This window comes from Streptomyces sp. NPDC055239, from assembly GCF_053606205.1.
Genome location: NZ_JBSGRD010000012.1, coordinates 1 through 24,507 on the forward strand (window position 1 = coordinate 1; position 24,507 = coordinate 24,507).

General features: G+C 68.1%; 19 protein-coding genes. 9 read left to right on the forward strand and 10 right to left on the reverse strand.

All coding sequences use genetic code 11. The annotated features are described in order from the left end of the window. Window positions 1-295: 295 nt before the first annotated feature. The 3 genes from ACWFRJ_RS31775 to thyX all read right to left on the reverse strand — a co-directional run bounded on the left by ACWFRJ_RS31775 (window position 296) and on the right by thyX (window position 3,958). Window positions 296-1,981, reverse strand: coding sequence for a ribonuclease J (locus ACWFRJ_RS31775; RefSeq protein ID WP_383285375.1), 1,686 nt, complete (start codon window positions 1,979-1,981; stop codon window positions 296-298). A gap of 146 nt (window positions 1,982-2,127) precedes the next feature. After that, window positions 2,128-3,027 (reverse strand): 4-hydroxy-tetrahydrodipicolinate synthase, encoded by a 900-nt coding sequence (gene dapA / locus ACWFRJ_RS31780; RefSeq protein WP_453538639.1) that lies wholly within the window; start codon window positions 3,025-3,027, stop codon window positions 2,128-2,130. Between the two features lie 190 nt (window positions 3,028-3,217). Continuing rightward, window positions 3,218-3,958 (reverse strand): FAD-dependent thymidylate synthase, encoded by a 741-nt coding sequence (thyX, locus tag ACWFRJ_RS31785; protein WP_453538642.1) that lies wholly within the window; start codon window positions 3,956-3,958, stop codon window positions 3,218-3,220. 191 nt (window positions 3,959-4,149) lie between these two features. Between thyX and ACWFRJ_RS31790 the strand changes: the two genes are divergently transcribed. Then, entirely contained in the window at window positions 4,150-4,389 is a 240-nt protein-coding gene (locus ACWFRJ_RS31790) for a hypothetical protein (protein WP_453538645.1), read from the forward strand. A gap of 145 nt (window positions 4,390-4,534) precedes the next feature. Next, window positions 4,535-5,095 carry a hypothetical protein gene (locus ACWFRJ_RS31795; RefSeq protein WP_453538648.1) on the forward strand — a complete coding sequence of 187 codons (561 nt, stop codon included), beginning with the start codon at window positions 4,535-4,537 and terminating at the stop codon, window positions 5,093-5,095. A 1-nt stretch (window position 5,096) separates the two neighbouring features. On the opposite strand, the gene ACWFRJ_RS31800 is transcribed toward ACWFRJ_RS31795, so the two are convergent. The 6 genes from ACWFRJ_RS31800 to ACWFRJ_RS31825 all read right to left on the reverse strand — a co-directional run bounded on the left by ACWFRJ_RS31800 (window position 5,097) and on the right by ACWFRJ_RS31825 (window position 12,513). Then, window positions 5,097-5,549: a tetratricopeptide repeat protein gene (locus tag ACWFRJ_RS31800; RefSeq protein ID WP_389908733.1), complete on the reverse strand. Its 453-nt coding sequence runs from the start codon at window positions 5,547-5,549 to the stop codon at window positions 5,097-5,099. Between the two features lie 40 nt (window positions 5,550-5,589). Further along, window positions 5,590-6,342 carry a 4-hydroxy-tetrahydrodipicolinate reductase gene (gene dapB, locus ACWFRJ_RS31805; protein WP_453538652.1) on the reverse strand — a complete coding sequence of 251 codons (753 nt, stop codon included), beginning with the start codon at window positions 6,340-6,342 and terminating at the stop codon, window positions 5,590-5,592. A 30-nt stretch (window positions 6,343-6,372) separates the two neighbouring features. Further along, complete coding sequence (locus tag ACWFRJ_RS31810) at window positions 6,373-7,752, reverse strand: M16 family metallopeptidase (protein ID WP_453538655.1); 1,380 nt, start codon at window positions 7,750-7,752, stop codon at window positions 6,373-6,375. Then, complete coding sequence (locus ACWFRJ_RS31815) at window positions 7,749-9,968, reverse strand: polyribonucleotide nucleotidyltransferase (RefSeq protein ID WP_453538658.1); 2,220 nt, start codon at window positions 9,966-9,968, stop codon at window positions 7,749-7,751. Before ACWFRJ_RS31815 ends, ACWFRJ_RS31810 begins: the two co-directional genes overlap by 4 nt. 465 nt (window positions 9,969-10,433) lie before the next feature. Continuing rightward, the gene (gene rpsO, locus ACWFRJ_RS31820; protein WP_383273224.1) at window positions 10,434-10,721 is read right to left on the reverse strand and encodes a 30S ribosomal protein S15; all 288 of its coding nucleotides are present in this window, start codon (window positions 10,719-10,721) and stop codon (window positions 10,434-10,436) included. Between the two features lie 259 nt (window positions 10,722-10,980). After that, on the reverse strand, window positions 10,981-12,513 hold the full coding sequence (locus ACWFRJ_RS31825) for an outer membrane protein assembly factor BamB family protein (RefSeq protein ID WP_453538661.1): 1,533 nt from the start codon (window positions 12,511-12,513) through the stop codon (window positions 10,981-10,983). 239 nt (window positions 12,514-12,752) lie between these two features. Here ACWFRJ_RS31825 and ACWFRJ_RS31830 point away from each other — a divergent pair, with 239 nt between their 5' ends. The 7 genes from ACWFRJ_RS31830 (at window position 12,753) to ACWFRJ_RS31860 (ending at window position 23,446) form a co-directional block, all read left to right on the forward strand. Beyond that, entirely contained in the window at window positions 12,753-13,106 is a 354-nt protein-coding gene (locus ACWFRJ_RS31830; protein WP_453538664.1) for a DUF397 domain-containing protein, read from the forward strand. A gap of 492 nt (window positions 13,107-13,598) precedes the next feature. Next, the gene (locus tag ACWFRJ_RS31835) at window positions 13,599-16,994 is read left to right on the forward strand and encodes an SCO5717 family growth-regulating ATPase (RefSeq protein ID WP_453538667.1); all 3,396 of its coding nucleotides are present in this window, start codon (window positions 13,599-13,601) and stop codon (window positions 16,992-16,994) included. Between the two features lie 379 nt (window positions 16,995-17,373). Next, window positions 17,374-19,299 carry an ABC transporter substrate-binding protein gene (locus ACWFRJ_RS31840; RefSeq protein ID WP_453538670.1) on the forward strand — a complete coding sequence of 642 codons (1,926 nt, stop codon included), beginning with the start codon at window positions 17,374-17,376 and terminating at the stop codon, window positions 19,297-19,299. Between the two features lie 3 nt (window positions 19,300-19,302). Continuing rightward, window positions 19,303-20,385 (forward strand): ABC transporter permease, encoded by a 1,083-nt coding sequence (locus ACWFRJ_RS31845; RefSeq protein ID WP_453538673.1) that lies wholly within the window; start codon window positions 19,303-19,305, stop codon window positions 20,383-20,385. Beyond that, the gene (locus ACWFRJ_RS31850) at window positions 20,382-21,329 is read left to right on the forward strand and encodes an ABC transporter permease (protein WP_453538676.1); all 948 of its coding nucleotides are present in this window, start codon (window positions 20,382-20,384) and stop codon (window positions 21,327-21,329) included. Before ACWFRJ_RS31845 ends, ACWFRJ_RS31850 begins: the two co-directional genes overlap by 4 nt. After that, window positions 21,326-22,375 (forward strand): ABC transporter ATP-binding protein, encoded by a 1,050-nt coding sequence (locus ACWFRJ_RS31855; protein ID WP_453538679.1) that lies wholly within the window; start codon window positions 21,326-21,328, stop codon window positions 22,373-22,375. The genes ACWFRJ_RS31850 and ACWFRJ_RS31855 overlap by 4 nt, the downstream gene beginning before the upstream one ends. 72 nt (window positions 22,376-22,447) lie before the next feature. Beyond that, complete coding sequence (locus ACWFRJ_RS31860; protein WP_453538682.1) at window positions 22,448-23,446, forward strand: oligopeptide/dipeptide ABC transporter ATP-binding protein; 999 nt, start codon at window positions 22,448-22,450, stop codon at window positions 23,444-23,446. A gap of 57 nt (window positions 23,447-23,503) precedes the next feature. On the opposite strand, the gene ACWFRJ_RS31865 is transcribed toward ACWFRJ_RS31860, so the two are convergent. After that, entirely contained in the window at window positions 23,504-24,451 is a 948-nt protein-coding gene (locus ACWFRJ_RS31865; protein WP_453538685.1) for a bifunctional riboflavin kinase/FAD synthetase, read from the reverse strand. Between the last annotated feature and the right edge of the window lie 56 nt (window positions 24,452-24,507).

Here is a 24,507-nt window from a genome sequence, read left to right on the forward strand (position 1 = left end):
CTGTGTTTCGTTCTTGCGTTTCCGACTCTATCAGACTCTTTCGTGTCCGATTTTCCTCGGTGCCTTTCAGGTTTCCGCTCCGGCCTTTCGGCTTTCGCGTTTCCCTTTCCGGCGGTTCCGACTTTATCAGAGATTCTGAGTCGGAATTCCCCCGCCCTGTTTGGGTCCCTCCGAGCACGTGAGTGCCGGGTGCTTCCCGTTCAGGCGGAGACGTAAACGTACTGGAGCGGGGCTCCCCGATGCAAATCGAGGCGCCCCGCTCCGGAAGTGACGCAGTGTCGGGTCAGATGTCGGGTCAGACCTCGACGACCACGGGAAGGATCATCGGGCGTCGGCGGTAGTTGTCCGAGACCCACTTGCCCAGCGTGCGGCGGATGAGTTGCTGCAGCTGGTGGGGCTCCACTACGCCGTCCTGGGCCGACTTCTCCAGGACCTCCTGGACCCTCGGCATGACGGCCGCGAAGGCCGAGTCGTCGATGCCGGAACCTCGGGCATGGATGTGCGGCCCCCCGGTGAACTTGCCGGTGCTTGAGTCCACCACCACGAAGACCGAGATGATGCCCTCGTCGCCGAGGATCCTGCGGTCCTTGAGGGAGGACTCCGTGACGTCGCCGACCGAGAGGCCGTCCACGTACACGTATCCCGCCTGGACCTTGCCGACGATCTTCGCCTTGCCCTCGACGAGGTCGACGACGACGCCGTCCTCGGCGATCACGATGCGGTCGTGCGGGATGCCCGTGAGGGCGCCGAGCTCGGCGTTGGCGCGCAGGTGGCGCCATTCGCCGTGGACCGGCATCAGGTTCTTGGGCTTGCAGATGTTGTAGAAGTACAGGAGCTCGCCGGCCGACGCGTGGCCGGAGACGTGCACCTTGGCGTTGCCCTTGTGGACGACGTTCGCGCCCCAGCGGGTCAGGCCGTTGATCACGCGGTAGACCGCGTTCTCGTTGCCCGGGATCAGCGACGACGCCAGGATCACCGTGTCGCCCTGGACGATCCGGATCTGGTGATCGCGGTTGGCCATCCGGGAGAGGGCCGCCATCGGCTCACCCTGCGAGCCCGTGCAGACGAGCACGACCTGGCTGTCGGGCAGGTCGTCGAGCGTCTTGACGTCGACCACCAGGCCCGGCGGGACCTTCAGATAACCGAGGTCCCTCGCGATGCCCATGTTGCGGACCATCGAGCGGCCCACGAAGGCGACCCTGCGGCCGTACTCGTGCGCCGCGTCCAAGATCTGCTGGATGCGGTGGACGTGGCTGGCGAAGCTAGCGACGATGATCCGCTTCTGGGCGCCTGCGAAGACGCCCCGGATCACGTTCGAGATGTCGCGCTCCGGCGGGACGAAGCCCGGGACCTCGGCGTTCGTCGAGTCGGAGAGAAGGAGGTCGATGCCCTCCTCACTCAGCCGCGCGAACGCGTGCAGGTCGGTGAGGCGGCCGTCCATCGGCAGCTGGTCCATCTTGAAGTCGCCGGTGGCGACGACCATGCCCGCGGGGGTGCGGACGGCGACGGCCAGGGCGTCGGGGATGGAGTGGTTGACCGCGATGAATTCACAGTCGAACGGGCCCAGACGCTCGCGGTCGCCCTCGACGACCTCGAGCGTGTAGGGACGGATGCGGTGCTCCTGGAGCTTCGCCTCGATGAGCGCGAGGGTCAGCTTGGAGCCGATCAGCGGGATGTCCGGCTTCTCGCGGAGGAGATACGGGACACCGCCGATGTGGTCCTCGTGGCCGTGCGTGAGCACGATGCCGTCGATGTCGTCGAGGCGGTCCCTGATGGACGTGAAGTCCGGCAGGATCAGGTCGATTCCGGGCTGCTCCTCCTCGGGGAAGAGCACTCCGCAGTCGACGATCAACAGGCGACCGTTGTACTCGAAGACGGTCATGTTGCGGCCGATTTCGCCGAGGCCGCCGAGCGGGGTGACCCGCAGGCCGCCCTTCGGGAGCTTCGGCGGGGCGCCGAGTTCAGGATGCGGATGACTCAAAAGACTCTCCTCACCACACGCGCCACGTACCTCCAGGGCACGTGGCGCGCATGACGTTCGTGCAGTAGCAGTTGTTTGGTGTGGGTGCAGGACCGTGTCAGTCGGTGTCCTGCGGTGTTTCGCGTATTCAGTTGTGAAGTCTGTGGTTAGAGCTGTACCCCGCCGGCGGCGAGATCGATCTTGAGCTGGGCCGTCTCGTCGGGCGACAGTTCGACCAGGGGCAGCCGCAGCGGTCCCGCAGGGCGGCCCTGCAGGGTCAGCGCCGCCTTGGCGGTGATCACACCCTGCGTACGGAACATGCCGGTGAAGACCGGGAGCAGCTTCTGGTGGATCTCGGTGGCCTTCTGCACGTCACCCGTGGAGTACGAGTCGATCATCGCGCGCAGCTCCGGGGTGACCATGTGGCTGACGACGGAGACGAAGCCGCAGGCGCCGACGGAGAGCAGCGGGAGGTTCAGCATGTCGTCGCCGGAGTACCAGGCGAGGCCGGAGCGGGCGATGGCCCAGCTGGCGCGGCCGAGGTCGCCCTTGGCGTCCTTGTTGGCGACGATCCGCGGGTGCTGCGCGAGGCGGACGATCGTCTCGGTGTTGATCGGTACGCCACTGCGGCCGGGAATGTCGTAGAGCATGACCGGCAGCTCGGTGCTGTCGGCGATCGCGGTGAAGTGCCGGAGCAGACCCTCTTGCGGGGGCTTGTTGTAGTACGGCGTGACCGTCAGGAGGCCGTGGGCGCCTACGCGAGCCGCATCACGGGCGAGCTCGATGCTGTGGCGGGTGTCGTTCGTGCCGACGCCCGCGACGATATGGGCCCGGTCTCCGACCGCTTCCACTACTGCTCGTACGAGCTCGGCTTTCTCCGCGTTGCTGGTGGTCGGGGACTCACCAGTGGTGCCGTTGATGACGAGGCCGTCGTTGCCTGCGTCCACCAAGTGGGCGGCGAGCCGCTGCGCGCCGTCGAGGTCAAGTGCGCCATCCGCCGTAAAGGGCGTGACCATGGCGGTGAGGACCCTCCCGAAGGGGGTCTGCGGAGTGGAGGTCGGAGCCATGGGTAACACGCTACTCGCTGCTCAACGCGTGGTCCCCCCTCGGGGGATGTGTGCGGACCTGACAAGTGAGGAGCCCGGCACTGCCTGCTCGGGGGTTCAAGCAGTGCCGGGTCCGTTTGATCAGGCTAGATGAACTTCCCGAAATGCCGCAATACGGACACCTCGCTCGGCCCACCCGTACATCAGTGCCTTACGGAGCCACACGTCCATTGCCGTTGAAGGCGGCGTGCGTGAGGGGCATGAGCTTGGCCCAGTGCTCCTCCATCTTCTCGCCGACCATCTCGATCTCCCGCTGCGGGAAGGACGGGACCTTGGCGAGCTCGTGCTGCGTGCGCAGGCCGAGGAAGTGCATCAGCGAGCGGGCGTTGCACGTCGCGTACATCGACGAGAAGAGGCCGACCGGCAGGACCGCGCGGGCCACCTCGCGGGCGACGCCGGCGGCGAGCATCTCCTGGTAGGCCTCGTACGCCTTGACGTACGAGTCCTCCATGACGCGGGTCGTGAGCTCCTGCTGGGCCTGGGTGCCCTCCACGAAGACGTACTTCCCGGGGCGGCCTTCCTGGACCAGCTTGCGGGACTCGTCGGGGACGTAGAACGTCGGCTCGAGCTCCCTGTAGCGGCCCGATTCCTCGTTGTACGACCAGCCGACGCGGTGCCGCATGAACTCGCGGAAGACGAAGATCGGGGCGCTGATGAAGAACGTCATCGAGTTGTGCTCGAAGGGGCTGCCGTGGCGGTCCCGCATCAGATAGTTGATCAGGCCCTTCGAGCGCTCCGGGTCCTTCTGGAGCTCCTCCAGGGACTGCTCACCGGCAGTGGAGACACGGGCGGCCCACAGGACGTCGGAGTCGGTCGCGGCATGCTTCACCAGCTCGACGGTGACCTCGCTGCGGAAGCTGGGCTTGAGGTCTTCGGTGGGGGTCTCGCTCACTGGCGGGGGTCCTTCCATGTGCATCACTCGGGCGGCGCCCACTCTATGGCCCGGCACTGACAATCGGCCGTTCGGTGTCTCGCCACGACAATCTTCGGCGAATTTGGCGAAACCGGGCACCATTTGGGTCTTTCGAGCGTCTGTATAGACAACAGAGTTACGTTCGAGTCGCGTGAGGAGAAGCGCACCCCATGTTCCGTCGGCGCGAGCCCGTTCCGTTCGCCTTCATCGCCGAAGCCGACCAGTTCCGCAGCAATGTCACTCCCCCACCCCGAGAGCGCCCGTCGGCCTCTCAGATCGTGGGCCGCACCCTGGTCGGCCTGGTCGTGGTCGCCGGACTCGCAGGTTCCCTGCTGGTCGGCATGCCCGCCCTGTCCCCCGATCAGGCACCCGCACAGAACCAGCAGTCCGAAGCCGCGAACGGTCGATGACGACCGTCGCAGGCCCCTGACTCTCCCCCACTGCCCTAAAAGGCGTGGGAGGTACCCCCCTGGACCCCCACGGGTGGTCGACGCAAGCGGGGCTCGGTAGCCTCACCGGGCACAGCCCGTGCGTGGATCGAGTGAGGACCCAGTCGTGCCCCTGCCCTTCCTGACGGCGGACCGCGCCTTTGACGAGACGGCGGACGACGCCGCGCTGCCGTTCGACGACCGCGACCACTGGCGGCGGCCCTACCGGCCGGGCCCGTGGCGGGTGGGAGCAGCCGCGCTGCTTCTGCTGCTCGCCTCGTTCGTCCTGGCCGCCGCCGTGATCATCGCGTTCGCGGACTCACTGGCGGGTGCCGCGATCTGCGCGGGACTCGCGGTGGTCGTCATCGTGAGCGCGCTGCGGCTGCTGCGGATGGGCACCTGGGTGAGCGCACACGGGCTGCGTCGGGTGGCCTTCCTGACGACGCAGACCGTGCCGTGGGCGCAGGTCGTGACGGTGCGTACGACTCAGCAGCCCGTGCGGTGGCTCGGGCTGCCCCGCACCGTGCAGGGGCAGGCGCTCATCCTCGTACAGCGCGATCAGCGGGCCGGGAGCCGGCCTCCGTTGCTCACCGACCGCAATGCCGACTTCCTGGCCCGGTACGAGGCCTTCAACCGGGCGGCCGACTCCATCGAGGTGTGGGCCGACGAGTACCGGCCCACCGTCTGAGTCAGGCGTTCACCGGCCGACCCGCGTGCAGCGCGATCGCGCGCTGCATCGCCTGTCGCGCGCGCGGGGTGTCCCGGGCGTCGTGATAGGCGACGGCGAGGCGGAACCAGCAGCGCCAGTCGTCCGGTGAGTCCTCGGTCTCGGCCTTGCGCCGTGCGAAGACCTCGTCGGCCGAGTCGCGGTCGATGCGGCCACCGGGCGTGCGCTTCAACTCGTCGACGGGCAGGCCGCCTTCGGCTTCGAGCTCGGCGGCGAGGCGGTTGGCGCGCTGGACGAACTGGGTGTTCTTCCAGAGGAACCAGACGCCGATGAACGGCAGGATGAGCACCGCCACACCGAACGTGATGGTGAGGGCGGTGCCGTGCTGTATCAGGAGCACGCCGCGGCTGCCTACCAGGACGAAGTAGACGACCAGGACGGCAGCCGTGACGGCGTAAGTGATCTTTGCTCGCATGACGGTCAGTTCAGCTCGGTTCAGCTCGGTTCGGCCCGCGTCAGTTCAGGTCCAGGAAGTGTTCCAGGCCGAAGGTCAGGCCCGGAGTGCTCACCACGCGGCGTACGCCGAGCAGGATGCCCGGCATGAAGCTGCTGTGGTGCAGCGAGTCGTGCCGGACGGTGAGGGTCTCGCCCTCACCGCCGAGCAGCACCTCCTGGTGGGCCAGGAGGCCGCGCAGGCGCACGGAGTGCACCGGCACGCCGTCGACGTCCGCCCCACGGGCGCCGTCGAGCGCCGTCGACGTGGCGTCGGGCTGCGGGGCGCTGCCCGCCTCCCTACGCGCCTCGGCGATGAGCTGGGCGGTGCGGGTGGCGGTACCGCTGGGGGCGTCGGCCTTGTTCGGATGGTGCAGCTCGACGACCTCGACGGACTCGAAGTACGGCGCCGCGATCTGCGCGAACTTCATGGTGAGGACCGCGCCGATGGAGAAGTTCGGGGCGATCAGGACGCCCGTCTCCGGCGATCCGGCAAGGGCGGTCTCCAGCTGCGCGACGCGCTCGTCCGTCCAGCCCGTCGTACCGACCACGGCGTGGATGCCGTGCCGCACGCAGAAGTCCAGGTTGCCCATCACCGCATCGGGGTTGGTCAGCTCGACCACGACCTGGGCGCCGGTCTCCACCAGCGTGTCCAGCTTGTCGCCCCGGCCGAGTGCGGCGACCAGTTCCAGGTCGTCGGCGGCTTCGACGGCTCGGACGGCCTCGGAGCCGATCCGGCCCCTGGCTCCGACGACCGCCACGCGCAGCTTGCTCATGTGCCTGATTCCTTAAGGGGTTTAAGGGGTTTAGGAGACCGCGTCGTGCAGACGGGCGGCCTGCTTGTCCTTGAGCGGGCCGATGGCCGAGAGCGACGGACGGTGGCCGAGGACGTCGCGGGCGACCTCACGGACGTCGTCCGGGGTGACCGCCGCGATCCTGGCCAGCATGTCGTCGACCGACATCTGCTCGCCCCAGCACAGCTCGCTCTTGCCGATACGGTTCATCAGCGCGCCGGTGTCCTCGAGGCCGAGGACGGTGGAGCCCGCGAGCTGGCCGATCGCACGGCCGATCTCGTCGTCGCTCAGACCGTTCTGCGCGACGTCGTCGAGTTCGTCGCGGCAGATCTTCAGTACGTCGTGCACCTGGCTCGGACGGCAGCCCGCGTACACACCGAAGAGACCGGTGTCGGCGAAGCCCGACGTGTACGAGTACACGCTGTAGGCCAGGCCGCGCTTCTCCCGGACCTCCTGGAAGAGGCGCGATGACATGCCGCCGCCGAGGGCGGTGTTCAGGACGCCCATGGCCCAGCGGCGCTCGTCCGTGCGGGCCAGGCCCGGCATGCCGAGGATGACGTGGGCCTGCTCGGTCTTGCGGTTGATGACCTCGACGCGGCCCGCCGTGCGCAGGGAGCGCGAGCCCTGGCGCGGGATGACCGGGGTCGCGTCGGTGCGGTGGAGGGCGCCCGCCTTCTCGAAGGCGGCGCGGACCTGACGTACGACCTTGTTGTGGTCGACGTTGCCCGCGGCGGCGACGACCAGGTGGGTCGGGTCGTAGTGCTTCTTGTAGAAGCGGCGGATCCGGTCCGCGTTGAGGGCGTTGACCGTCTCCTCGGTGCCCAGGACGGGGCGGCCGAGCGGGGTGTCGCCGAGCATCGTGTGCGCGAACAGGTCGTGCACGCAGTCGCCCGGGTCGTCCTCGGTCATCGCGATCTCTTCGAGGATGACGCCGCGCTCGGCGTCGACGTCCTCCTGGAGGATCAGGGAGCCCGTCAGCATGTCGCAGACGACGTCGATGGCGAGCGGCAGGTCGGTGTCGAGCACGCGTGCGTAGTAGCACGTGTACTCCTTCGCCGTGAAGGCGTTCATCTCGCCGCCGACCGCGTCGAGCGCGGCCGAGATGTCGAGGGCGCTGCGCTTCTTGGTGCCCTTGAAGAGCAGGTGCTCCAAGTAGTGCGTGGCGCCGTTCAGGGCCGGGGTCTCGTCGCGGGATCCGACGTTCGCCCAGATCCCGAAGGTCGCGGAGCGTACGGAGGGCAGGGTCTCGGTGACGACGCGCAGGCCGCCCGGCAGTGTCGTACGGCGGACCGTGCCGATGCCGTCCTTGCCCTTGAGGAGGGTTTGGGTACGGGCGACGGCCCGCCCCTCCGAGGAGGGGCGGGCCGTCGTCGTGGTGCTGCTCGACGTCACTTGTCGGTGTCGTCCTTCGTCTCGTCGTCGCCCTCTTCGCCCTCGACCACGGGGATGAGGGAGAGCTTGCCGCGGGAGTCGATCTCGGCGATCTCGACCTGGACCTTCTGGCCCACGCCGACAACGTCCTCGACGTTCTCCACGCGCTTGCCGCCGGCGAGCTTGCGGATCTGCGAGATGTGCAGCAGACCGTCCTTGCCCGGCATCAGGGACACGAACGCACCGAAGGTGGTGGTCTTGACGACCGTACCCAGGTAGCGCTCGCCGACCTCCGGCATGGTCGGGTTGGCGATGCCGTTGATCGTGGCGCGCGCGGCCTCGGCCTGCGAGCCCTGCTGGGCACCGATGTAGATGGTGCCGTCGTCCTCGATCGTGATGTCGGCGCCGGTGTCCTCCTGGATCTGGTTGATCATCTTGCCCTTCGGGCCGATGACCTCACCGATCTTGTCCACCGGGATCTTGACCGTGATGATGCGCGGCGCGTTCGGGGACATCTCGTCCGGAACGTCGATCGCCTCGTTCATGACGTCCAGGATGTGCAGACGCGCGTCACGGGCCTGCTTCAGCGCGGCGGCCAGGACCGAGGCGGGGATGCCGTCGAGCTTGGTGTCGAGCTGGAGCGCGGTCACGAACTGCTTCGTACCGGCGACCTTGAAGTCCATGTCACCGAACGCGTCCTCCGCACCGAGGATGTCGGTGAGGGCGACGTAGTGCGTCTGGCCGTCGATCTCCTGGGAGATCAGACCCATGGCGATACCCGCGACGGCGGCCTTCAGCGGCACACCGGCGTTGAGCAGCGACATCGTGGAGGCACAGACCGAGCCCATGGACGTCGAGCCGTTCGAACCGAGGGCCTCGGAGACCTGACGGATCGCGTACGGGAAGTCCTCGCGCGAGGGGAGCACCGGCACGATCGCGCGCTCGGCGAGCGCGCCGTGGCCGATCTCGCGGCGCTTGGGCGAACCGACGCGGCCGGTCTCGCCGACCGAGTACGGCGGGAAGTTGTAGTTGTGCATGTAGCGCTTGCGCGTCACCGGCGAAAGGGTGTCGAGCTGCTGCTCCATACGGAGCATGTTGAGGGTGGTGACGCCCAGGATCTGGGTCTCGCCACGCTCGAACAGCGCCGAACCGTGCACGCGCGGGATGGCCTCGACCTCGGCGGCGAGCGTACGGATGTCCGTGACGCCACGGCCGTCGATGCGGACCTTGTCCTTGATGACGCGCTCGCGGACCAGGTTCTTGGTCAGCGCGCGGTAGGCACCGGAGATCTCCTTCTCGCGGCCCTCGAACTGCGGGAGCAGCTTCTCGGAGGCGATCTCCTTGACGCGGTCGAGCTCGGCCTCGCGCTCCTGCTTGCCGGCGATGGTCAGCGCCTGCGAGAGCTCCGACTTCACGGCGGCCGTGAGGGCCTCGAGGACGTCGTCCTGGTAGTCCAGGAAGACCGGGAACTCGCCGGTGGGCTTGGCAGCCTTGGCGGCGAGGTCCGACTGGGCCTTGCAGAGCGCCTTGATGAAGGGCTTCGCGGCCTCGAGACCGGCGGCGACGACCTCCTCCGTGGGGGCCTCCGCGCCGTCCTTGACGAGCTGGATGGTCTTCTCGGTGGCCTCGGCCTCGACCATCATGATCGCGACGTCGCCGTCCTCGAGGACGCGACCGGCGACGACCATGTCGAAGACGGCGTCCTCGAGCTCGGTGTGCGTCGGGAAGGCGACCCACTGGCCCTTGATGAGCGCCACACGCGTGCCGCCGATCGGGCCCGAGAAGGGCAGGCCTGCCAGCTGCGTGGAGCAGGAGGCGGCGTTGATCGCGACCACGTCGTACAGGTGGTCGGGGTTGAGCGCCATGATCGTCTCGACGATCTGGATCTCGTTGCGCAGGCCCTTCTTGAAAGAAGGACGCAGCGGGCGGTCGATCAGGCGGCAGGTCAGGATCGCGTCCTCGGAGGGGCGACCCTCACGACGGAAGAACGAACCGGGGATCTTGCCGGCGGCGTACTGCCGCTCCTCGACGTCCACCGTGAGGGGGAAGAAGTCGAGCTGGTCCTTGGGCCGCTTGGAAGCGGTGGTGGCCGACAGCACCATGGTGTCGTCGTCCAGGTACGCGACGGCGGAGCCTGCGGCCTGCTTGGCCAGGCGGCCCGTCTCGAAGCGGATGGTGCGGGTGCCGAAAGTGCCGTTGTCGATAACAGCCTCGGCGTAGTGGGTCTCGTTCTCCACTAGCGTTTTCTCCTCGTCTTCGTCCCTTGGCCCGTGTGGCACGGGGACGTGGCGGAGAAGCGCTCCTTCTGGTGCGGGCCGGTCTTCGATCGAAGCACCCGGCGGCACTCGATTGCTCGATGATCGAGTTCTCCTCGACGCTCGAGCTCTCGCTGTACCCCGGGCGCCACTACCGAGGACCGGCGGCGGCGTTCCTTGAGGTGCGCTTCTCCTCGTTCGGTGTGACGTCGTCTCGTCGCCATGTGCGACGCCGTTACGTCTGTGGACCGTGCAGTCCGATTCTGCCCAGTCCGGTATGGGGTGTGCGTATGACGTTGTCTATGACGTTGTGCGTCCAGACTACAAAGCGCCGGTGACACTTCGCACGTAGAGCACGTACGGCATGCGTACATCACGCACGGCATGCCCGCATACAGCAAAGGGAGCGGCCCCCTCTTGCGTGGGAACCGCCCCCTTCACGATGTCTTACTTAGCGCCCGCCGCACCGCGACGGATGCCCAGGCGGTCCACCAGCGCACGGAAGCGCTTGATGTCCTTGCGGGCCAGGTACTGCAGCAGACGGCGGCGCTGACCGACCAGGATCAGCAGACCACGACGGGAGTGGTGGTCGTGCTTGTGGGTCTTGAGGTGCTCGGTCAGGTCCGAGATACGGCGCGAGAGCATGGCGACCTGGACCTCGGGGGAGCCGGTGTCGCCCTCCTTCTGGCCGAACTCGGTCATGATCTGCTTCTTCGTAGCGGCGTCGAGCGACACGCTTACTCCTCGTAGTCTTTTCGTGGCCACCGAGTGCCCCTGGTCTAAATCGCAGGGGAGCTTCCGTAACTCGGGAGGCGAGGTCCGCTGGGCGCTGCCTCCAGGTCCTCGCTAGAGGGGCTCTGGAGACGCGTACACATACGGCCGCTACACAGGGTACCAGTCGGCGTGTGGGCGGCTGACAGGGCTCTTGTCCAGCCCCGTGCGGAGCGGCTCACGCCGTCTCGTTCCGGGCCCCCGCGCTCCAGGCTCCTTCGCCTCAGGCCCCTTCGATCCCCAGTGCCCCGTAGGCCGCCCCCTTCCAGGGGCCACTGCTCTCCGGGTGCAGTTCCCTGGGGGCGAAGAAGATCCGACCGTGCTCGACGATGAGCTCATTCTCGTTGGGATCCTCCATGCCGATGCGGTCCGGCATGGAGAAGAGCAGATACGGCGTCTCCTTGCCCGTACGCGGGTCCAGGCTCACCACGGCAGCCGGTGCCACGCCGTCGTCGCTCGGCCGGAACGCGAGCAGCTTGCCGCCGCTCACTCGCAAGGGGTACATCGGGCGCTGCGGCTTCGAGTCGAACTTCCGAACGGTCTTCCCCGTACCGAGGTCGTACGAGACGATCCAGTTGTCCTCGAGCGTTCCCTTGTCGGTCGCGAGGAACAGCTGGTCGCGCCCGACCACGATCGAGTCACACGTCTCCACGGCGCCGAAGAGCGACTGGTGGCAATTGTCGACGAAGCGGTCTTCCGGCATGTCGATCGTGGCGCGGTAATCGCCCCGATCATCGACAGTGATCAAGTCCGTCACCGAGGCGTCGTCGCCGGGCGAGACAGCGAGGACCGCGGGGTCGGACGACACCAAGGAGACGCGCCCTATCCCCTTCGCCACCTTGTAGGTCCACTCCGGCTTACCCGTACGGGGGCGCACTTCCTGGACCTTGAACTGGGAGTCCTCGTCATCCCCGCATCGGACCAGGGCGAGCAGTGCGCGTCCTCCCGCGAAGCCGAGGTCCTCGCACTCCGTGGAACCCGCGCTCGTCCACAGCTTCCGTCCGCGCTTCATGTCGTACGCGACCGAGCCCTGGCCCCATGCCACGGCGACCGTGCCGCGCGTCATGGTCACGTTGGTGTTCGGCGCGAACGCTTCCTTGGCGTCGGGGAGCTTCACCTGCCACAGCTTCTTGCCGGTGTTCAGGTCGACGAAGGCCAGCTGGGTGCAGGCGTACTTGTCCTTTGTCTCGGCCTCGGTGTCGGCGTCGGACTTGGCTTTCTTGTCCTTTGGCTTCTTGTCCTTGTCTTTGGACTTCTTGTCTTTGTCCTTCTTGTCTTTGCCCTTGTCCTTGCCCTTGTCCTTGTCCTTCTTGCCGTCGTCCTTGGGTTCCGGCTTCTTGTTCTCACGTTCCTGGAGGAGTACGGCCGTGCGCCCATCCGCGGTGACGTGGCGCGTGGTGTCGCATATCGGGCCGGTCAGCTCGGTGGACCAGTCCTCCTCGAACGTGCCGAACTTGAAGCCCTTGAGCGTGCTGCCGACTCCCCTGACGAAGTTCTTGTCCGTCGCCCAGGCGCCGGGCGCGTACGCGGAGTCCCGCCCGAAGTTCTTCTTGAACTCCTTCTCCACGTAGTCGACAGCCAGGCGGCCCTCAGGCGTCCGGGGAGTCTTCTCGACGGTGTCCCGGATCTCGTCCGGTGCCTGCCTGACGGCCGTCGGGTTCTTCGCCTCCTGCGCATCGTCGCCGGACACCGCCCAGAGGATGCCGCCGCCCGTGCCCAGGACGACTACCGCCAACACAGTGGCCAGAACCCTCATGCGGCGCTTCTTGTTCACCCTGTCCGCGGTCAGCACGGACTGCGTGAAGGGCGATGGGGGTGGGCCATAACTCATGCTCTGGGGGGCCTTTCTTGCATGGGCTTGTATCGGACTTGCATCGGACTTGCATCGGCGAACTGCCGGGATCTGGCAGTGATCGTAAGACTGCGCACGCCCCGGGCCCGCCAAGTAGGCTGAACCAACGGTTGGTTCGCTCATGTGGAAGGGGCCGTCGCACCATGGCCGAGGCACAGGACGAGGACATCAAGGCCCGCAAGGAGCGCGAGAAGAACGAGCTCTACGCCCTTGATATCTCCGGGGTCGAGTGGCACAGCGCGCCCGGCACCGAGGAGGCCGAGGAGCGGGTCGAGATCGCTTACCTGCCGCAGGGCGCTGTCGCGATGCGGTCGTCGCTCGACCCCGAGACCGTGCTGCGCTACACCGAGGCGGAGTGGACCGCTTTCGTACTCGGGGCGAGGGACGGGGAGTTCGATCTGGAGCCGGCGCCTCATAACGGTGGGGCGCCTGCGGGGGGAGCCGGTTCGGGTGGAGCCGGTTCGGGTGGAGCCGGTTCGGGTGGGGTTACGGGGTGACCGGCTGACCCGGGTGTCGTCCCGTAGGTGATCTACGGCGGTCACTCGTGCGGGTCGCTTGCCGGAGAGGGGAGAGGCGGGTCCACCGCCTCTCCCCTCTTTCGGTTTGTCGCGATATCGGCCGTCGGCATGCATTCGACGTGCATGGCGAGTGATCACTTGAGCGCGGTGGGTGGGTACCGCACCGGGAAAACAGGCTTGCTCCCGCCCTGCAATTTGCGACCTGTTGTGGCTTGTTGGGGCGGTTTGCCCCTGCTGTTTCGAGGGTGCGTCGAGCTTCGGGGTGGGGAGTGACACAAAGGACAGCATTCGTGGGGTGGGCTGCCCTGCCGTGCTGGTGGTTTTGGTGATTACCCTGGGACGGGGCGCGACACCAGAACTCGTGAGTAGGTGGCTCGCGTCCCTAACGGGGAGAGCCATGGCGGATCGGACGACAGAAACGGTCGCCCTCCCACCACGGCACGAGGGTGCTCGACCACATCAGGAGGCATTGTGAACAGCGATCGGGACGAGATCCGCGGGGGCTGGGACACACCCGTCGATGATCAGTCCGACGCGGAGTCCGCTGCCGAGACGACGGGCGAGTTCACCATCGACTACGCCCCGCCCGCCTGGTACACGCAGAATGCGTCCGGCAGTGCGGGGGAGACTCCTTCGGCGCCGCCCGCGACGCCTGCTTCTCCGTCGGCCTCTTCGCCTTCCGCTCCGCCTGTCCCTCCGCCCGTTGCTTCTGATGAGCCGGTTGCTCCTCCCGTTGTTCCTGAGCCTCCCGCTCCGCCGGTCGGGCGGCCCACCGCTGTGCCGAAGCTGCCTGTGGGGAGCGGATTCCAGCCTCAGACGGACTGGGCTGCGCCGGTTGCTCCCGCGCCCACGCCTGCTCCGGCCTCCTCTCCTGAAGCTTCCCCCTCTCCGGCTCCGGCTGTTCCTGAGAGTGGCTCGCCTTCGGGCGGTGCTGCCGACTGGAGCGGTGCTGTTGCCGGTGTCGCCTCCTCCGTGCATGTGACTGGCGTTGTTCCGAAGCCTGAGGTTGCGCCTGAGCCCGAGCCTGAGGTTGCGCCTGAGCCCGAGCCTGAGGTTGCGCCTGAGCCTGAGGCCGAGGTTGCGCCTGAGGCTTCGCCTGAGCCGGAGATCGAGCCGGAGCCTGTGGCCACGCCCGTTGCCGACAGCAGTGGTGATCTTGAGAGTGGCGCCACCATGCGGTTCTCCGCTGTCGCCCTGAAGCGGGAGATCGAGGAGCGGACCGCCGCGGAAGCGGCAGACGCGGATGCCTCGGACGAGGTTGACGAGGTTGATGACTCGGTCGCCGAGCCGTCTGTTGTCGCGGAGAGCGACCTCTCCTCCGACGACGGCGACGGCGACGGCGACGGCGACGGCGACGGCGACGAAGCCGACGATGTGAGCGTCGACTCCGTCGATGAGATCTCGGACCCTGGTGGTGCAGACACCGACGGTTCCGATGTTGGCGACGGCGACGATGAGATCCCTGACGTCGCTCCTCAGGACGCCGTGCCTGATGCGCCCGTCGATGACGTGCAGGACTCCGTTCCGCCTTCCTGGACTCCGCCGCCCGCGCCGCACGGTGGGCTTCCGCCGCTGCCGCCCGCCTTCCAGCCCGCCGCACCCACGTCGGCCCCGCAGTGGCCCGTCCCTGTTCAGGCCTCGACGCCGCCGGCCGCGGAGCCGACGCCTGCTGCCGAGCCCGTACAGCCGCCGGTGCCGCAGCAGGCTGAGCCCGCGCCTGCACCTGCGCCCGTTCAGCCGCCTGCTCCTCAGATCGCGCCTCCGGCGTGGCCATCGCCGACCGGTCCGGTGGCCCCGTCGCCGGTCGCGCCCGCGCCCGCGCCCGCGCCCGCTGCCGACGCTCCGGCACCGCCCGGTGGGTACGGGTTCCCGCAGCAAGGTGCGCCCGCTCCGGCTCCTGCACCGCCCCCCGGGTACGGGTTCCCGCAGGCCGGTCCTCCTGCGCCTGGTCCCTCCGCCCCTCCGCAGCAAGGCAGTTACGGGTTCCCGCAGCAGGGTGCCGCCCCGGTCCCGCCGACTGGGTACGGCTTCCCGCAGGCAGGTCCTCCCAGTCCCGCTCCGGCTCCAGCTTCAGCTCCGGCTCCGGCTCCGGCTCCGAGGCAGGAAGCCGAAGCGCCTGTTCCGCCCGCCGGATACGGGTTCCCGCAGCAGGGTGCCGCTCCCGTCGCGCCGAGTGGGTACGGCTTCCCGCAGCAGGGCGCTCCTGCTCCGGGCAACCCCAACACCCCAGCCCCGCAGGGTGGTTACGGGTCCCCTCAGCCGCCCGCACCCCAGGCCCAGCAGCCTCTTCCGGCTCAGCAGCAGCCTCAGCAGGCCATGCCTCAGCCGCCTGCCCCCGTACAGCCGCAGCCGCAGCCGCAGCAACCTCAGCAGCCGTTTCCGGCTCAGCCGCAGCCCCAGGCACAGCCCCCGGCTCAGCCTCAGCCGCCCATCGATCCCCGCACCGGTGCCGCCTGGCCGCAGGCCGTGCAGCACGATCAGCGGGAGCGGACCAATCCCGGGGCGCCCCTCGGGTACACCGCCGCTGTCGAGTTGTCCTCCGATCGGCTCCTTCGCAACAACAAGCCGAAGGCCAAGAGCAGTCGGCCCGCGGCCGGCGGGTCCCGGTTCAAGCTCGGCGGCAAGAAGGAAGAGGCCGAGCGGCAGCGGAAGTTGGAGCTGATCCGGACTCCGGTCCTGTCCTGCTATCGGATTGCTGTCATCAGCCTCAAGGGTGGGGTGGGGAAGACCACCACCACCACCGCGCTCGGGTCTACGCTCGCCACCGAGCGGCAGGACAAGATCCTCGCCATCGACGCCAACCCCGACGCCGGTACGCTCGGGCGCCGCGTGCGGCGCGAGACCGGGGCCACCATCCGTGACCTCGTCCAGGCGATCCCGTACCTCAACTCGTACATGGACATCCGGCGCTTCACCTCGCAGGCCGCGTCCGGGCTCGAGATCATCGCCAATGACGTCGACCCTGCCGTCTCGACCACTTTTAACGACGAGGACTATCGGCGCGCGATCGACGTACTGGGGAAGCAGTATCCGATCATCCTGACCGACTCCGGTACGGGGCTGCTCTACAGCGCCATGCGGGGTGTTCTCGATCTCGCCGATCAGTTGATCATTATTTCGACGCCGTCCGTGGACGGGGCGAGCAGTGCGTCCACGACGCTGGACTGGTTGTCCGCGCATGGGTACGCCGACCTTGTCTCGCGTTCCATCACCGTCATCTCCGGTGTGCGTGAGACCGGGAAGATGATCAAGGTTGACGACATCGTGTCGCACTTCGAGACGCGGTGCCGGGGCGTTGTCGTCATTCCCTTCGACGAGCATCTCGCCGCCGGTGCCGAGGTTGATCTCGACATGATGCGGCCGAAGGTGCGGGAGGCGTACTTCAATCTCTCCGCGATGGTCGCGGAGGACTTCGTACGGGCTCAGCAGCAGCAGGGGCTTTGGACGTCCGACGGGAATCCGCCTCCGGTCGTGGCTCCGCCGCTGCCGGGGCAGGGGGGTTATCCCGGGCAGCAGGGTGCCGTTCCTGGTCAGCAGGCTCCTGGTCCTGGTCCTGGTCAGCAGCCCTATGGTGGGCAGGCGCCGTATCCCGGGCAAGCGCCGCAGCAGCCGTACGCTCCTCAGCAGCCGCCGCAGCAGCCTCAGCCGGGTGGGCAGCCTTATCCGCAGCAGCCCGGGGCTCCGCAGCAGGGGTGGCAGAACTCGGCACCTCCGCAGGCACCTGCGCCTCAGGGGCAGCCGTTCCAGGCACCTGCGCCTCAGGGGCAGCCTCAGGGTGGGCAGGCGCCGCCGCCTGTTCAGCCCGGGCAGCCGTATCAGCCTGGCGCCCCGTATCAGCCGCCCGCGCCGGAGGCACCGCAGCAGTAGCCTCCGCCTCCGCCGATCTCAACTGGGCCCGCACCGAACCCTGGTGCGGGCCCAGTCCGTTTTCCCGGCGACCCGCGCTATCCGCTGACGAACAGACTCTCCCTGCCACCCACCCGATTACCCCGCACCACCAAGCCCCGGAGCCCCGCCCTCCCCCACCTGCCCCTCCCCCCACCGCCACCCCCCGACCAGCCACGCTTCACAGGTCTTGACCAATGCGGATGAATTACGGGTCAACTCGTTATTTCCGCAGGCCACATGGGGTTCACCTGCCGTTGACTGGCGCAGACTGGCGCTGGTAGACACACACATCAACCAGCCGGCGTTACTTGATCAACTAGCCATCTCTGCGCGAGCGATGACGCGAGGTCACCGACCCATGGACACACAAGATCAGCACGGCAGAACACCGACAAGCCCACCGACAGGCACCCGGACAGGGGCACGGGCTCACCGCGCCACCCCCGTGCTCCCCAAAGTCCCCCCACGCCTCCGGCTCCTCCTCGCAGGCGGAGCCGCCGCCCTCGCTCTGACCGCGGGGCTCGCCTCTCCCCTCAACCCGGCTCCGGACCAGGCCGCGGCCAAGGATGACGGCAAGCAGACCCTCACCGTCGCGGTGGCCCAGAGCGTCGACTCCCTCAGCCCCTTCCTCGCCCAGCGGCTGCTCAGCACCAGCATCATCCGCCTCACGAACGAGTACCTGACGAACTACGACGCCAAGGACAACCACGCGATCCCGGGCTTCGCCACCAAGTGGGAGCCCTCCGCGGACAAGCTGACCTGGACGTACACCATCCGGGACGACTCGAAGTGGTCGGACGGCAAGCAGGCCACCGCCGAGGACGCCGCCTGGACCTTCAACAAGCTGATGTCCAAGGAAGGCACCGCGACCGCCAACTCCGGCTTCGTCGCCAACTTCAAGAAGGTGACCGCCCCCAGCCCCACCAAGCTGGTCGTCGAGCTGAAGAAGCCGCAGGCCACCATGGCCGCCCTCGACGTGCCGATCGTCCCGAAGCACGTGTGGGAGAAGGTCGGTGACATCAGCAAGTACAACAACGACAAGTCCTTCCCCATCGTGGGCAACGGACCTTTCGTCCTCACCGACTACAAGACCGACCAGTACGTGAAGCTGAAGGCCAACAAGGACTTCTGGCGCGGCGCTCCCAAGTTCGACGAGCTGGTCTTCAAGACGTACAAGGACCAGGACGCGGCCGTCGCGGCGCTCAAGAAGGGCGAGGTCTCCTTCGTGGCCGGCCAGCCCGCCCTCACCCCGGCGCAGGCCAGGGAGCTCAAGGGCACGGACAACGTCAAGGTGAACGACGGGCCCGGCCGGCGTTTCTTCGCACTCGCCACCAACCCCGGCGCCCAGACGCGCGACCACAAGAAGTTCGGTGACGGCAACCCTGCCCTCCTGGACAAGAAGGTCCGTCAGGCGCTCTTCCTCTCCGTGGACCGTGCGGCGCTGGTCGACAAGGTCTTCCAGGGGCAGGCCGTCGAGGGCGAGGGGTACATTCCGCCGCGCTTCTCCGAGTACGCCTGGAAGCCATCGGCCGACCAGAAGCTGTCGTACGACCCCAAGAAGGCGGCCCAACTTCTCGACGAGGCGGGCTACAAGAAGAACAGCGACGGCAAGCGCGTCGGCAAGAACGGCAAGCCGCTCGACTTCCGCATCCTCTGCCACGCCACCGACCCGAACGACAAGGCCGTGGGTAAATACCTCAAGGAGTGGTGGGGGGATCTTGGGATCGGGCTCAAGGTCAACTGCCTCGATGACGTGTCCGTGCCCTGGTACGCGGGTGAGTACGACCTCGCGTTCGACGGCTGGTCGGTCAACCCCGACCCCGACTTCGTCCTCGGCATCCACGCCTGCAACGCGCTCCCGGTGAAGGCCAAGGAGAGCGCCGCGACGGACAACTTCATCTGCGACAAGAAGTACGACGAGCTCTACAACAAGCAGCTGGCCGAGTACGACCCGGCCAAGCGCGCCAAGACCGTCAAGGAAATGCAGTCCTGGCTCTACGACTCCGGGTACATGAACGTCCTGGCGTACCCGAACGCCGTCGAGGCCTACCGCACCGACCAGATCAAGTCCATCACCACCATGCCGACGGCCGCGGGCAACATCTACGGTCAGGACGGTTACTGGTCCTGGTGGTCAGCGGTGCCCGCGGATGGGAAGAGTTCCTCCAAGGATGGAAGCTCTACCGGTGTCATCATCGGTATCGTCGCCGCCGCGGTGGTGCTCGTCGGCGGTGGAGTCCTGTTCGCCCTGCGCCGCCGTTCGACCGCAGAGGACCGCGAGTAACGCATGACCGCTGACAGCAATCCCGCACTGCTCGACACCGAGGGCGCCGCGGCGACCGACGATCCGGTATTCGCCGGACCGTCGGCCCGCGGGCCCCGGGCCCGGAACACCCGCGCCTATCTCCTGTACGTGGCGGGCAAGCTGGGCGGCGCCGCCGTCTCGCTGTTCGCCGTCCTCGTCACCAGCTTTTTCTTGTTCCGTCTCATTCCGGGTGATCCGGTCAAGCAGATGACGGGCGGAAAGCGCGTATCGGCCGAACAGCTGGAAGCGATGCGCAAGGAGTTCGGCCTCGACCAGCCGGTCATAACGCAGTTCTTCGACTACTGCGGCAAGGCTCTGACCGGCGACTTCGGCACCTCGTACCAGTTCCACACGCCGGTGATGGACAAGATCACCACCGCGCTGCCCGCGACGCTCCTGCTCACCGGCACCGCGTTCGTGCTCTACACCCTCATCGGCATCTGGCTCGGCACCCGCACGGCCTGGCGCAACGGCCAGCTCGGGGACCGCGTCCACACCGGCCTCGCCCTCACCCTCTACTCCGTGCCGTCCTTCTGGCTCGGGCTGCTGCTCATCATCACCTTCTCGGTCGGGGTCGGTCCCATTCCTGGGCTCTTCCCGACCGGCGGGCTCGAATCGGGGGGTGAGACGGGCTTCGCGTACGTCATCGACGTCGCGCACCACATGGTGCTGCCCGTCATCACCCTGGTGGCGGTCGGATACGCGCAGACGCTCCTCGTCATGCGCTCCTCCCTCCTCGACGAGATGGGGAGCGACTATCTGACGACCGCCCGCGCCAAGGGGCTGCGGGACGATCTCGTACGTCGTCGCCATGCCGTCCCCAACGCGATGCTGCCCACCGTCACGCTGATGTTCGTGAACCTCGGCACGGTGGTGGCGGGCGCGATCCTCGTCGAGACCGTCTTCTCCTGGCCGGGGCTCGGCGGGCTCTTCTACGCCGCGCTCAGCGTGCCCGACCTGCCCCTCGTCCAAGGCCTGTTCTTCATCTTCTCCGCCGCGGTGATCCTGATGAACACCCTGGCCGACGTGATCTATCCGTTGCTCGATCCCCGGGTGGGCCGATGACGACCGAATCCGCACCGACCACCCCGCCGGACGCCCCGACGACGAGCCCGCTGAAGAGCGCGCGGTCCCTCGCCTGGGCCCGCAGGCGGCACTCCGCCGCCCGTTTCTGGCGCGAGTACCGCACCCACAGGGCCGGGCTCTTCGGGCTCGTCGCGCTCGTCCTGATCACGCTCATCGCCGTCTTCGCGCCGCTCCTCGTCGGCTCGGACGCGCAGAGCGTGACCGACGCGCCGGGCAAGCCCATGGAGTCGCCGAGCGGCGAATTCCCCCTCGGCACCGACCAGTTCGGGCGTGATCTGCTCGGGCTCCTGGTCTACGGCGCACGGATGTCATTGACCGTCGGGCTGCTCGCCGCCGTCCTCTCGGTGACCATCGGCACCCTCGTGGGGATCACCGCCGGGCACTTCAAGGGCTGGTACTCCACCGTCATCATGCGCGTCACCGACTGGTTCCTTGTGATGCCGACGCTTGTGCTCGCCATCGCGCTCGCCGCGGTGATGTCAGGATCGATCTGGACGATCATCCTGGCGATCGGCGTGACGACCTGGCCGACGACCGCGCGCCTGGTCCGCGCCCAGACACTGGCGGTGGAATCGCGCCCGTACATCGAGCGCGCACAAGCCCTCGGCGGCGGCCACAGCCACATCATGACCCGGCACGTCCTGCCCAACGTCATGCCGCTCGTCCTCGCACAGACCACCCTCGTCATCTCCAACGCCATCCTCACCGAGGCGACGCTCGCCTTCCTGGGCCTCGGCGACCCCACGGGCGTCTCCTGGGGCGGACTGCTCCAGGACGCGCGCGAGGCGGGCGCGGTCAGTGCGGGCGACTGGTGGTATCTCGCTCCGCCCGGACTCGCCATCGCCGTCGTGGCGCTCGCTTTCACACTGTGCGGGCGCGCCGTGGAGTCCGTCCTCAACCCCAGGCTGGGGGTCTCCCGTTGAGCAGCTCGACCGAAGTGACGGAGACGGAGACCAAGGTGACGGAACAACGCCTCCTCGACGTAAGAAATCTCGAGGTGACGTACGCGTCGGGGGCGGCCGCCGTGCGCGGTGTGAACCTCTCGGTCGACGCGGGCCAGAAGCTCGGCGTCGCGGGCGAGTCGGGCTGCGGAAAGTCGACGCTCGCGCTTGCGCTGCTACGGCTGCTGCCCGCCGGTACGAAGGTGAGCGGCGAGGTCCTTCTCGACGGCGAGGACGTCCTCGCCATGAAGTGGGGCCAGGTCCGGGCGGTCCGCTGGGCGGGCGCGTCGATCGTCTTCCAGGGGGCGATGCACTCGCTCAACGCCGTGCACCGCATCGGGGACCAGATCACCGAGCCGATCCTGCTGCACAAGAAGGCGACACCGGCGGGCGCGAAGAAGAAGGCCGGGGAGCTGCTCGAACAGGTGGGTCTTCCCGCCGCTCGCGCGGAGGCGTATCCGCACGAGTTGTCGGGCGGCCAGCGTCAGCGCGTGATGATCGCGATGGCGCTCGCCTGCGATCCGCGCCTGATCATCGCCGACGAGCCGACGACGGCCCTTGACGTGATGATCCAGGCGCAGATCCTGCGTCTGATCGAGCAGCTGGTGGCCGAGCAGGACCTGGGCCTGATCATGATCAGCCATGACCTCGCGGTGCTCTCCGACACCTGCGACCGGCTCGCGGTCATGTACGCGGGCCGCGTCGTCGAGGAGGGCCCGGCCTCCGAGGTCTACGAGAACGCCCGGCACCCGTACGGGAAAGCCCTGTCCGCCGCCTTCCCGCGCATCGGCGACACGGCGTCCCGCTTCGCGCCGCGCGGCCTGCCCGGCGATCCGCCCGACCCCTCCGCGCTCCCCACGGGCTGCACGTTCCACCCGCGCTGCGAGGTCGCCCTTGACTCCTGCACCACGGAGGACCAGGCGCTGCGGGACGCGGGTCCGCGGCACCGCGCGGCATGCGTGCACGCGGGCGCGCAGCTTCCGGCGCAGCCGACATCGGCACCGGCTACGGCGGAGCGGACGCCGTGAGCGCCGACAGATCGCTCAGGTCACTCAGGCCATGCAGGTCACGCACGTCACGCACCCGAGGAGCAGCGACGCATGAACACCGATGATCCCCTGCTCTCGGCGGGCGACCTGCACATCACGTTCCCCGGCCGCCGTGGCGCGCCGCCCGCGCGGGCCGTGGACGGCGTCGACCTCGACATCAAGCCGGGCGAGATCGTGGCCCTGGTCGGCGAGTCGGGCTGCGGCAAGACGACCCTGGCCCGTTCCCTGCTCGGCCTGGTGTCGCCCACGTCCGGCAAGGTGACGTTCGGCGGCAAGCCGCTCGACTACTCGGGCCGCGCCCTGAAGGCGTACCGCAAACGCGTGCAGCTGGTCCTTCAGGACCCCAGCGGGTCGCTGAACCCACGCCACACGGTGTACGAGGCTGTCGCGGAGGGCCTGCGCATCCACGGGTACGGGGGCGACGAGCGGGCGAAGGTCTCCGACGCCCTGTCACGGGCGGGTCTGCGTCCGCCCGAGCGGTTCTTCCTGCGCTATCCGCACGAGCTTTCGGGCGGTCAGCGTCAGCGCGTCGTCATCGCGGGCGCGCTCGTCCTTGAGCCCGAACTGATCGTCGCTGACGAGCCGGTGGCCTCGCTCGACGCGTCCGTACGCGGCGAGATCCTCGCGCTGCTGCTCAGGCTCCGCGAGGAACTTGGCCTGTCCGCGCTCGTGGTGACGCACGATCTGGGACTCGCCTGGAACATCGCCGACCGTGTCGCGGTGATGTACCTGGGCCGGATCGTCGAGACGGGGACGGTGGAGGAGGTTCTGACGTCGCCTCAGCATCCGTACACACAGGCGCTGTTGTCGGTCCTGCCGGAGGCTCCCGGCGCCCCGGTGATCCTCACGGGCGAGCCGCCGGACCCGTCCCGCATCCCTGGCGGCTGCCGGTTCCACGCGCGCTGCCAGGTGCTCGCATCGGGTGAGGCGGAGAGCGCCGGGGTGGCGGACCGCTGCCGGAGCGAGGACCTGCCGGTGCTGTCCGGCGGTGACGAGACGCAGGTTGCGTGTCACTGGGCAAAGGCGCGTCTCAGTCCGTCCGGCGTTTGAGGACGAACCCTTGGGGCGAAAGGGGGTACGGGGGCGAAGCCCCCGCACCTCGCCGCTCTACTCGGCGGCCTCGATCAGCTCCCGCGACCGCTTCACGTCGTCCGCCATGGCGACAAGCAACTCGTCGATGGATTCGAACTTTGCCTGGCCGCGTACGAAGGCCAGGAAGTCGACGGCGACATGCAGGCCGTACAGGTCGAGCCCGACGCGGTCGATCGCGTACGCCTCGACCGTTCGTTCCGTCCCGTCGAACTGCGGGTTCGTCCCGACGGAGATCGCCGCGGGCATCGCCTCGCCCTGGGCGTGCAGCCATCCGGCGTAGACGCCGTCGGCGGGGATGGCGGTGTGCGGCAGTGTCTCCACATTGGCGGTGGGGAAGCCCAGTTCACGCCCGCGCTGCGCACCTCGTACGACGACGCCCTCGACGCGGTGCGGGCGGCCGAGGATCTCCGCCGCGCCCTGCACGTCGCCCTCGGCGACCAGGCGCCGGGTGAGCGTGGAGGAGAAGGGCTCGCCGCCCCCGGCCTCGCCGCTCACGAAGAGGTCGATGACGTCGACTTCGTAGTCGTACGTCGCTCCGAGCTCGGTCAGGAAGGCGACGTTGCCCGCGGCCTTGTGGCCGAAGCGGAAGTTGGGGCCCTCGACGACCAGGCGCGCGTGCAACTTGTCGACCAGGACCTTCACGACGAAGTCGGCGGGCGACAGCTTCGAGAACTCCGTGGTGAACGGCAGGATGAGCAGCGCGTCCACGCCGAGATCGGCCATGAGCTCGGCGCGCCGGTGGTGCGGGGCGAGCAGCGGCGGGTGGCTGCCGGGGCGCACGACCTCGGAGGGGTGCGGGTCGAAGGTGACGACCACGGCGGGCACACCGAGCTCACGGGCGCGTGCCACCGCGCGGCCGATGATCAGCTGGTGTCCGCGGTGTACGCCGTCGTAGGAACCGATGGTGACGACGCTGCGCCCCCAGTCCTGGGGGATGTCCTCCAAGCCACGCCAGCGCTGCACTGTCTTTGCTCCTCGCCGAACCTGTGTACGTCTGGGTACGTCCCATTGCCGATTGC

What these genes read in the sequence shown, in the direction of transcription:
- ACWFRJ_RS31840 (WP_453538670.1), top strand. Translation starts at nt 17,374, where the DNA reads ATGGACACACAAGATCAGCACGGCAGAACACCGACAAGCCCACCGACA.
- ACWFRJ_RS31825 (WP_453538661.1), bottom strand. Translation starts at nt 12,513, where the DNA reads ATGAGGGTTCTGGCCACTGTGTTGGCGGTAGTCGTCCTGGGCACGGGC.
- ACWFRJ_RS31845 (WP_453538673.1), top strand. Translation starts at nt 19,303, where the DNA reads ATGACCGCTGACAGCAATCCCGCACTGCTCGACACCGAGGGCGCCGCG.
- ACWFRJ_RS31860 (WP_453538682.1), top strand. Translation starts at nt 22,448, where the DNA reads ATGAACACCGATGATCCCCTGCTCTCGGCGGGCGACCTGCACATCACG.
- ACWFRJ_RS31790 (WP_453538645.1), top strand. Translation starts at nt 4,150, where the DNA reads ATGTTCCGTCGGCGCGAGCCCGTTCCGTTCGCCTTCATCGCCGAAGCC.
- dapA (WP_453538639.1), bottom strand. Translation starts at nt 3,027, where the DNA reads ATGGCTCCGACCTCCACTCCGCAGACCCCCTTCGGGAGGGTCCTCACC.
- ACWFRJ_RS31800 (WP_389908733.1), bottom strand. Translation starts at nt 5,549, where the DNA reads ATGCGAGCAAAGATCACTTACGCCGTCACGGCTGCCGTCCTGGTCGTC.
- ACWFRJ_RS31850 (WP_453538676.1), top strand. Translation starts at nt 20,382, where the DNA reads ATGACGACCGAATCCGCACCGACCACCCCGCCGGACGCCCCGACGACG.
- dapB (WP_453538652.1), bottom strand. Translation starts at nt 6,342, where the DNA reads ATGAGCAAGCTGCGCGTGGCGGTCGTCGGAGCCAGGGGCCGGATCGGC.
- ACWFRJ_RS31830 (WP_453538664.1), top strand. Translation starts at nt 12,753, where the DNA reads ATGGCCGAGGCACAGGACGAGGACATCAAGGCCCGCAAGGAGCGCGAG.